The 8,115-nt window shown below is 68.4% G+C and carries 7 protein-coding genes; 2 read left to right on the top strand and 5 right to left on the bottom strand.

All coding sequences use genetic code 11. The features are described from left to right. The first annotated feature begins 440 nt into the window (after positions 1-440). A complete protein-coding gene (locus ABZZ20_RS29430) occupies positions 441-1,187 on the top strand; it encodes a hypothetical protein (protein ID WP_356874715.1) in 747 nt (248 codons plus the stop codon). Between the two features lie 15 nt (positions 1,188-1,202). On the opposite strand, the gene ABZZ20_RS29425 is transcribed toward ABZZ20_RS29430, so the two are convergent. The 4 genes from ABZZ20_RS29425 to ABZZ20_RS29410 form a co-directional block, all read right to left on the bottom strand. Then, positions 1,203-2,639: a hypothetical protein gene (locus ABZZ20_RS29425; protein ID WP_356874713.1), complete on the bottom strand. Its 1,437-nt coding sequence runs from the start codon at positions 2,637-2,639 to the stop codon at positions 1,203-1,205. A 458-nt stretch (positions 2,640-3,097) separates the two neighbouring features. Beyond that, on the bottom strand, positions 3,098-3,703 hold the full coding sequence (locus ABZZ20_RS29420; protein ID WP_356874712.1) for a DUF6461 domain-containing protein: 606 nt from the start codon (positions 3,701-3,703) through the stop codon (positions 3,098-3,100). Positions 3,704-4,061: 358 nt separating this feature from the next. Further along, positions 4,062-4,943, bottom strand: a complete 882-nt coding sequence (locus ABZZ20_RS29415; protein ID WP_356874711.1) for an NmrA/HSCARG family protein — start codon at positions 4,941-4,943, stop codon at positions 4,062-4,064. A 558-nt stretch (positions 4,944-5,501) separates the two neighbouring features. Then, positions 5,502-6,359, bottom strand: coding sequence for an alpha/beta hydrolase (locus ABZZ20_RS29410; RefSeq protein ID WP_356874710.1), 858 nt, complete (start codon positions 6,357-6,359; stop codon positions 5,502-5,504). Positions 6,360-6,419: 60 nt separating this feature from the next. Between ABZZ20_RS29410 and ABZZ20_RS29405 the strand changes: the two genes are divergently transcribed. Further along, positions 6,420-7,010, top strand: a complete 591-nt coding sequence (locus ABZZ20_RS29405) for a TetR/AcrR family transcriptional regulator (protein ID WP_356874708.1) — start codon at positions 6,420-6,422, stop codon at positions 7,008-7,010. A 515-nt stretch (positions 7,011-7,525) separates the two neighbouring features. Here the strand turns inward: ABZZ20_RS29405 and ABZZ20_RS29400 are convergent. Further along, the gene (locus tag ABZZ20_RS29400; protein ID WP_356874706.1) at positions 7,526-8,029 is read right to left on the bottom strand and encodes an NUDIX domain-containing protein; all 504 of its coding nucleotides are present in this window, start codon (positions 8,027-8,029) and stop codon (positions 7,526-7,528) included. Between the last annotated feature and the right edge of the window lie 86 nt (positions 8,030-8,115).

The following is an 8,115-nucleotide window of genomic DNA, read 5'->3' as shown; positions in this document are numbered from 1 at the left end:
CCGCAGTCCTCTCAATCCTCCATGCCCAGGTCCTCGCCCTGACCGACGAGCCCAACAAGATCAAGACGACATGTTAATGATCTGCAAGCCCTTAGGGGCTCACTGCCATCAGCAGCCGGCCAGGAAAGGATTCACCGCCGGTCCGAGCCCGGACGGCACGCGGCGAGCGCACCGCGTCGAGGGGAGCTGGCCAGGGGCGGGTCGGCGTCGAGCCGATGGGCTCAGCTGGCGGGTCACTCGCGGCCTGCGTTCGCGTCTGCGGTGTTCGCGTTGTGCCTGCGCGCGAGGAAGCCCGCCGCGCCGGTCACTGTCGGGTCCGACTTCCGAAGCCCGGTCCAGGCCCTCGCCGCCGGCCTGCAGACCTCTCACAAACAGGCCGCGCCGACGACGCCAGGGCGCTACAAGTAGGGCTGGCCAAGACGACGGGAAAGGGGAGGACGATGGAGGTCTTGCAGTGGGGGGTGCGGGCGCTGATCGTCGTGGCGGTACTCGTTGGCTGGCACCGCTACCGCTATCCGGGCGGCTGGGGTCCTGCCTTCAGCCGCGCCTACGCACCCGAACGCCGGGAACTGGCCCGAGCTCGTCGGCGCCTCACGGCCCGGGCCGTTCAGGCATGGCTCGAGCGGACCGCTGTCCAACTCCGCCTCAACTCCGCCCAGGCCGCCCGCCGTCGCCGCGTCACCGCTGCGGAACAGGCCCTACGCGAAGCCCAGAATCCTGGCGGCGGTCCGGTGGTGGGCAATCTCGGCACCCTGATCCTGCACCAGCACACTCTCTCGATCGGTGAGGAAGAGGAGCTGCCACTGGCCGGCCTCACCGTGCGGATCCATCACGGCCCCAAGAGCCACCACCTGATCGTGACCGAGGCAGACGGGCACGTCCGTCACGTTCCGCTCTCGCAAAGTGAGCACGAGGAAAACGCCGTGCACGCCTTCGTCACGCTCGTCACGAATACCGCACGCCTCGACGCGGTCTTCCAAGCTTCCCTGGAAGACCGCGTGGCGGCAGCCCAAGCGGCACTGACCGAAGCCGAAGGCGACACCACACAGGAAGACGCCGTCCGCACCGAGCTCCACGACATCACACGACATCACCAGCTCGACCCGGAGCAGGCAGCCGCACTCGCCAGACTCAAAGCAGCGCGCCAGAAATGGGAAGACGTCACTGGCAGACTCCCTGCAAGGTGATCAAGCAGCCGCCTTTCACATAGGGCTTTCCCCATGCGCCGCGGATGCGGCTTCCGCCGCCGTATCGGTACGGCGGCGGGCCAGGTCCGCGCACCGGATTCCGCCGCCTGGGTGCCACTCCAGAACCGGCTCGGCGGACGTACCGTGCTCCTGGCACCAGTTGACCGGGACGATGCCGCCGCAGTCGTGGCGCTGGCACGCGCAGGCCTCTCCGGGGCCCGCGTACGCCAGTCCATGGTGAACCACCCCGCCCGCCTGCCCGTCCGAGGCGGCGCCCCGGAGGGCGGCCGGCCACGCCAGGGTCACCTTCAGCCCGCCCGATCCGGTCCTGAATCGGTCGACCACCCTCACCTCGCCGGGCACCGCCAGCGGAGCCGCCCCCGGCACGGTCAGCCGGCGCAGCGACGCTCCGAACGTCCCGGCCGTGAGCTCGGCCAGGGCGTCGGCGTCGGCGTCGGTGGTCCAGCCCGATAGCTGGTCCTCGTCCTCGGCGTCGTCGGCCAGGAGCAGCCGCGGGCCGTCGAGGCGGAGCCTTGTCGGGCCTTCGGCGCCGTCGAGGAGCAGCATGGCCGGCGGGATCTGTGAAGGGGTCTCGATCTTGTCGTGGTCGAGGAGCCAGGCGGCCACCGCGCTGCGGTCGAATTCCGGGTGGATGTCCGTCCCGCCGACCGGGGCCGGGAAGTCGGAGTGCCGCCGGCGCCAGTTCACCACCGCGGCGCGGCCGACTCGGGCGATCCACGCCACCTCCGCCAGCAGCACCACGTCTCGCCCTGGTGCGACCGGCGCGAGGCCCGCGAGCGGCGAGCGGCGCCCGGCGGGCACGGTGCGCAGTGCTTCCCAGTCCACTCCGGGCCGTAGGACGGGGAGCAGGGCGAGATCGACCCCTGAGTAGAGGGGGATCTTGGTCCAGCCGCCGTGGGACTTGTAGTCGATCATCACGGAGCCCGCCGGGGAGATCCATCCGAGCCTGACGATCTGGTCGGTAAAGGTGCTGCGGCGCACGCCGAGGCGGGCGGCGGCCTGGTCCGGGCCGAGCGGCACGGCCTCGGCCAGCAACTCGGCCAGATCCGGGCGCGCGGCCAGAGCTGCTACCTGGTCCGGGTGGAGGGCAGGCTGGGCCGGGTCGCCGGAGAGGTCCGTGAGGAACCCGGCCTTCACCATCTCCCGCACCGCGAACACCGTGACCTGGGCCGGCCCTTGCCCGGGGGCCGGGTTCGGGGTGCCCAGGGCCGCGGCCAGCTGGTCAGCGGCCCCGTGCCCTGACAGCACGTACGGCAGGCCGGCGCGGATCGCGTCGGCGTCCATCGCCTCCACCGCGGCCCGCGACCACACCCCCGGCCCCACGTCCCCGGGCGGCACCGCCCCGGTGTGCACGGCCCACCGGAACTCGGGCCGCCTCACCCGCAACCGCCCCGCGGCCTGCCCCTCGTCGTACTCCGCGCGCTTGCCCACCGCTGTCTCCCTCCATCGCACCGCCCGCCCTGGGCGGTGCCGGAAACATGCCGGTATGTCCTAGAAACTGTCAAGTGCCGTGCCGTTAGGCGAAGTTGGGGGTTATGCACCCCTGCTGCGCCCGCGTACACGAGAACGGATTCACTCGTCCGGGGGACGAATGCGCCGGGTCCCGGACACAGCGAAGCGGGGCCGCGGCCAGGTCGGCGGCGGCCCCGCTCGGGGTGCTCAGAGTGCTCGGCTTCCTTCCTTCCTTCCCTCTCCCAAAAGGGCCGCTCCCCATCCACAGAGGGCCCTGAGCAGGGCTTTTGCCCGGGAAGGAGGGAAGGAAGGAAGTCTGTGGGGCGGCCCCGCTCAGGGGGCGCCCGGTGGGTACCTGTCCTCTGACAGGTGATCTTGACCATTTGCCAAGTGATCGTGACGACCTGTTCGACTGTTGGGCGAACAGGTCAGGCGCATCACGCAACCCGGTCCGGATGTGGCCGAAGCCGGGCGCTGAGGACGGTCTCGGCATGGAGATCGGCCTGGTCCATGCCAGCACCGAGTCCTTCGGTGAGACGGTAGAAGAGCCCGCGCATTCCCAGCGGTCCGGTCTGGCCGGTGTCCGGTTGAGCGCCAAGCGCCCGCAGTTCGGAGTCGAAGCGGTGAGGGTCCTGGCCGGTGCGGTGCTGGGGCTCGATGCCCAGGAGGGTGTGCAGACCGGTCACCAGCTGCCCGTTCTCGGCGTAGCGGAAGTCCACGAGGGGTTTCTCGTTGACGTGCAGGGACAGCGCTGCCGTCCCCGCCGAGAGCTCGCCGAGCAGATCGTCGTCCTCGACGCAAAGCCAACTGCCGTGCTCCCATACCCACGCCCACGACCCGTACCGGCCGGCGGTGACCACGTAGGCGTCGTCCTCGTAGAGGATGTCGTCGAAGTCCTCGCTGAAGTCCTCCTGGGTCCGCTCAGCGAGCGTGGCGGGGTCCGCCCCCATCCGCTCCAACAGCTGCCGCGGAGTGAGGTCACGGGCAAAGGTGACGCTCAAAAGCGGCAGGTCCGCCCCGTACATCCAACCCAGGCCACTCATCCGTACTCCTCCATGCATCGATCGACTTTCCCCGGCGAGGCTAGACGGCCAGTGCGACAGGTCAGCCCCCTGCCGTTTCCGGGGCGCAGGATCAGCTGCCCGGGGCCGCAAGCCCCTTCTTCACCAGGCGGTCAAACCCACCCTGGCAAATGGTCAAGATCACTTGTCAGAGGACAGTACCCACGGGGTGGTCAAGGGGTGCTCACAACACCCATCCTGCAGAACGCCTTTAGCGCTCTGACCTGGGGAAATAAGCTGTGAGGCTCACAGGTTCCGGGCGTCCTGTGACTGAGCACTTCAGTTGGCCCGATCGGCCAAACTGAAGCGCTCAGTCTGTACAACCTTGGTTACGCGTGTCTCAGGCCACGAAGGCCGGTACTGCAGGCGCTGACCAGTACTCGCCCACCCACGCTTCCAGGGACGTCAGCCCGGGGTGCTGTGCACGCAGCGTCGCCAGGTCGGCCTTGAAGCCGACCGTGTTGAACCAGTCGAACATGGCGGCCAGCTCCTCGCTGTGGGCGCGTACCTGCTCGATCGGCTGGGAGGTGAAGCGCACCGGACGGGCGGCGGTGCGAGCGAAGGCTTCGGCCAACTGCGGGCCGGTCAGCTCGTCTGCGGCGATCTCGACGGTGCGCCCCAGGTAGTCGGCCGGGGTGTCGAATGCGTCGGCGGCGATGCCTCCAATGTCGCCCGGGGTGATCATCTGGAGCTTCGTGTCCGGGGCCAGCGCCATCGTCAGCGTGAGCTCGCCGTCCACCCACTGGGGGCCCAGGTGCTCGAAGTTGGTGATGAAGAAGGCTGGCCGCAGGATCGTCGCGGGCAGACCGAGCGCCGTGATGTGCCGCTCGACTTCGCCCTTACTGGCGAAGTGCTGCACCTGACCGGGGCGGTCGGCGCCATCGACCGAGCTGTAGACGAAGTGCGCGACACCCGCGCGGGCGGCCGCCTCCGCGACGGCCTCACCCTGCCGGATCTCGCCGGCGAAGCCGTCCGGTCCAGCAAAGGTCTGCACGCTGAACACGCCGTACGCGCCGCGCAGGGCCGCATCCAGCGATGCCACATCGTCCAGGTCACCGCGGACCAGGACGGCGCCGGCCTCCTTCAGCGCCAGTGCCTCGGGCTTGTTCGGGTCACGGACCAATGCGTGCACCGTCCAGCCGCGAGACAGCAGTGCGCGCGCGGTGGCGCCACCCTGCCTCCCAGTCGCACCAGTCACCACAATGACGCGGTCGTCAGACATCTAAGGCTCCTCGATAGCGCAGGTCCTGGGTGCCTTAAGCGGCATCCCTCGGTGCCCAGAACCCTGCTCCCTCAACCAAGATTGAGGTCCAGCCTCTGTGATCTACATCATGGCCGCCAGGCTGCTCGTTGCCCCGCTCCACGGGCCAGCCATCACGCTCAGCGGGCCAACTTGGGCGCTAAAGGGCCAACTGAAGCGCTCAGTCACACTGAGCCGAAGCACGGTAGTTGTCACCGGCAGAGCCAGTTGAGCTGGTGAATGAGACCGGGTGAAGCAGGCTGGTTGTCACCAGTGAGGCACGCGGCTTGTCACAAGTGCTCGTTCGGCACACCAGTAGCGAAGATCGCGAGCCTCGGTCTGTCCGGGGCGATGGACGATCTGGTGGGGGCTGATGGGGACGGGGCGTCCGGCCCGGTACAGGACCTCGTACACGAGCCGGCGCTGCCGGGTGATCCGATGCGTCACTTCACCCGGCGCCGAGCGGCACGGCCCGACTTGTAGCTTCGACCTTGGCGGGAGGGCGGTAGTGGCTGTCGGATCCGCCTGTCGCTCCCGCGCTCAGGAGACGTGTCGGACCGGTTCTGCTCCGGTTTGGATCAGGAAGTCGGTGAGTACTTGGGCGAGTCGTTCAGGCTGGTCCTCGGGGATGAGGGTGGACGAGTCGGCGATCTCGATCAGTCGGCCCTGCGGGTACAGCTCGGCCAGCCGGGGGCCGTGCTCACGCGGCATCAACCGGTCCTCGGCCGCCCAGACGACCAGTACCGGGCGGTCGAAGTCACGAAGTCGCTCGCTCCAGGCGAGCAAGGTCTTGCGTTCGGGTGCCCCGGTGGCGAATTTGGCGAAGTCCCTGCGGATGGCCCTGTTGCGGGTGGCGGGAGCGAACCAGTCGTCCATGATCTCGTCGGGGACCCCTCGCAGGCTCATCCCACCGTATCCGCCCCGGCTGTGACGGAAGGCGGGAACGCGCATGAGGCGCGTCAGGAGCCAGACGCCGCCCGGAACCCTGCACACCTGCGCCATGGCCTTGGCCGGCCCTGGGGGAAAGTTGTCGAAGGCTTCGCAGGCCACCAGCACCAGGCGCGCGATGTGCTGGTCCTGCCCTTCCGACACCAGGAACTGGCCCCCGCCCCAGTCATTGAGTACGAGGGTCACCTGGCCCAGACCGAGCCCCTCGATGAACTCACCCAGGAGCCGGGCGACACCGCGCTGGGACAGGTCGGCATCCGGGTGCATCGGCTGACGGTGGCCACCCAGGGGCAGCGTGGGCAGGACGCAGCGGTATCCGTCCAGCAGCGGGACCACCTTGCGCCACTGGGTCTCGTTCATCGGTAGACCGTGGCCGAGCACCAGCACGGGCCCCTCACCGCCGGTGTCCTGGTAGTCGATCGGTCCGGAGGACAACTCGATTCTCGGCATCCCAACCCCCTATTTGATAGATCGTTCTACTGTAATCTTGGAGGGAAAGGGGTGGAAGGCATGGGACAGACGGACACGCGAGCCAGGATCCAGGGTGCCGCCACGGTGCTGTTCCGCCGACACGGCTACTCGGCCACCGGCCTGAAGCGGATCGCGGCAGAGGCAGACGCACCGTTCGGCTCGATTTACCACTTCTTCCCCGGTGGCAAGCAGCAACTGGCCGAGGACATGATCCGCACGTCCGGAACCGAGTACGGCCGAATGGTCGTGGCTCTGCTGGACAGTGTGCCGGACCCGGTGGAGTCCCTGGTGCGCGCATTCGAAGCGGCCGCGGACGACCTTGCAGCGGCTGATTATGCCGACGCGTGCCCGATCGGGACGGTGGCCTTGGAAGTGGCGAGCAGCAATGAGGTGTTGCGGGTCGCGACGGCGGAGGTTTTCGAGGAGTGGGTCGGCACGGCGACGCGGTGGTTCGGCCGCTGGGTGGCCGAACCGAAGACGGCGCAGTCCCTCGCGTACTCGATGATCATGATGCTGGAGGGGGCTTTCATGCTCAGCCGGGCTGCGCGTGATCCGGAACCGCTGCGGGTGGCCGGCCGATCGCTGGCCAAGTTGTTGCGCACGGCCATCGCTCAGGCCGGCGAGGACTGATCTCGAACAGCGAGAAAGACAGCACGTGCGTGAGCGGCGCATGGGGCACCGTCCAGGCAGGCAAGCGCTGGGTGGCCGAGCGCACGCGCTTGTGGATGAGCGACTATGGCAAGACGAGCCGCTGCCACTGGGATGGCCGCCCCACAACCCGATGACTCAAGTGACCCATTTGCCGGTCGGTGACAACAAGCCTGCCTTGGTGACAACTATCGTGCTTCGGCTCAACCAGCCACCGAAAGCCCCTCAGCGACGACCGCAGGCGCCTGTCCGTCAGCGCCTACATCTGGACCCGCGTCACCGAAGGCGAGCCCGACTTCGCACCTTGCCCGCCGCACATCGCCCCCGACCCCGCACTACGCGCCGTCTGGACCCGGGAGCGACACAACGTCTTCCACTGGCTCCGCACAACTGACCACCAGCCCTACTACGGCGCCCTCAAGCCACTGCTCGAAGACCAGGCCGAGCACCTGGCCAAGGAGATCGACAGACGCTGAGCCTGAGCGGGATGGACAAGGTCAAGACCGCGCGGTCCGGAACGCCAGATACCGGCTGAAGGCTTCGTTGCTGTCGGGGGTGAAGCGCCACTCCAGCAGGGCCGACCGCAGCTCCGGCTCGGTCAGCCATCCATGCCAGGCGACCTCATCGGGATCGAGGACCACGGCGTCCGGCACCACGGCTTCGTGCACGCCGAGCCAGTGAGGGCTCAAGCCGCTGCGGTTGATGAACGTGAAGAGCAAGCGCGGCAGCGCACGAATGCCCAGCTCTTCGGTCAGCTCCCTCGCGGCGGCCTGTTCATAGGATTCGCCGACATTTGCGGCGCCACCGACCCCGACCTCATAGAGCCCGGGGAAGCGCGATACCTGCTCCGACCGTCGGTGGACGAGGATCCGTCCATCCTCATCACGACACACCGTCACGGCGACTCGGTGCAGCCAACCCTCCTGGATGGCCTGCTGGCGGCTGACCACCATCCCCAGCACACGATCTTGATCGTCGACACGCTCCACCAGTTCATCCACGACGCACACCCTGGCAGAGCCCACTGACACCGCCGCTTCTCTGAGCCCGCAGAGGCCGACCGAGGAGAACCGGACCGAGGAAGTCG

It is taken from the genome of Streptomyces sp. NPDC006430 (genome assembly GCF_040612395.1).
Taxonomy (GTDB): Bacteria; Actinomycetota; Actinomycetes; order Streptomycetales; family Streptomycetaceae; genus Streptomyces.
The sequence above is the reverse complement of the archived record's forward strand: the minus strand, read 5'-3'. Positions and strand labels throughout refer to the sequence as shown.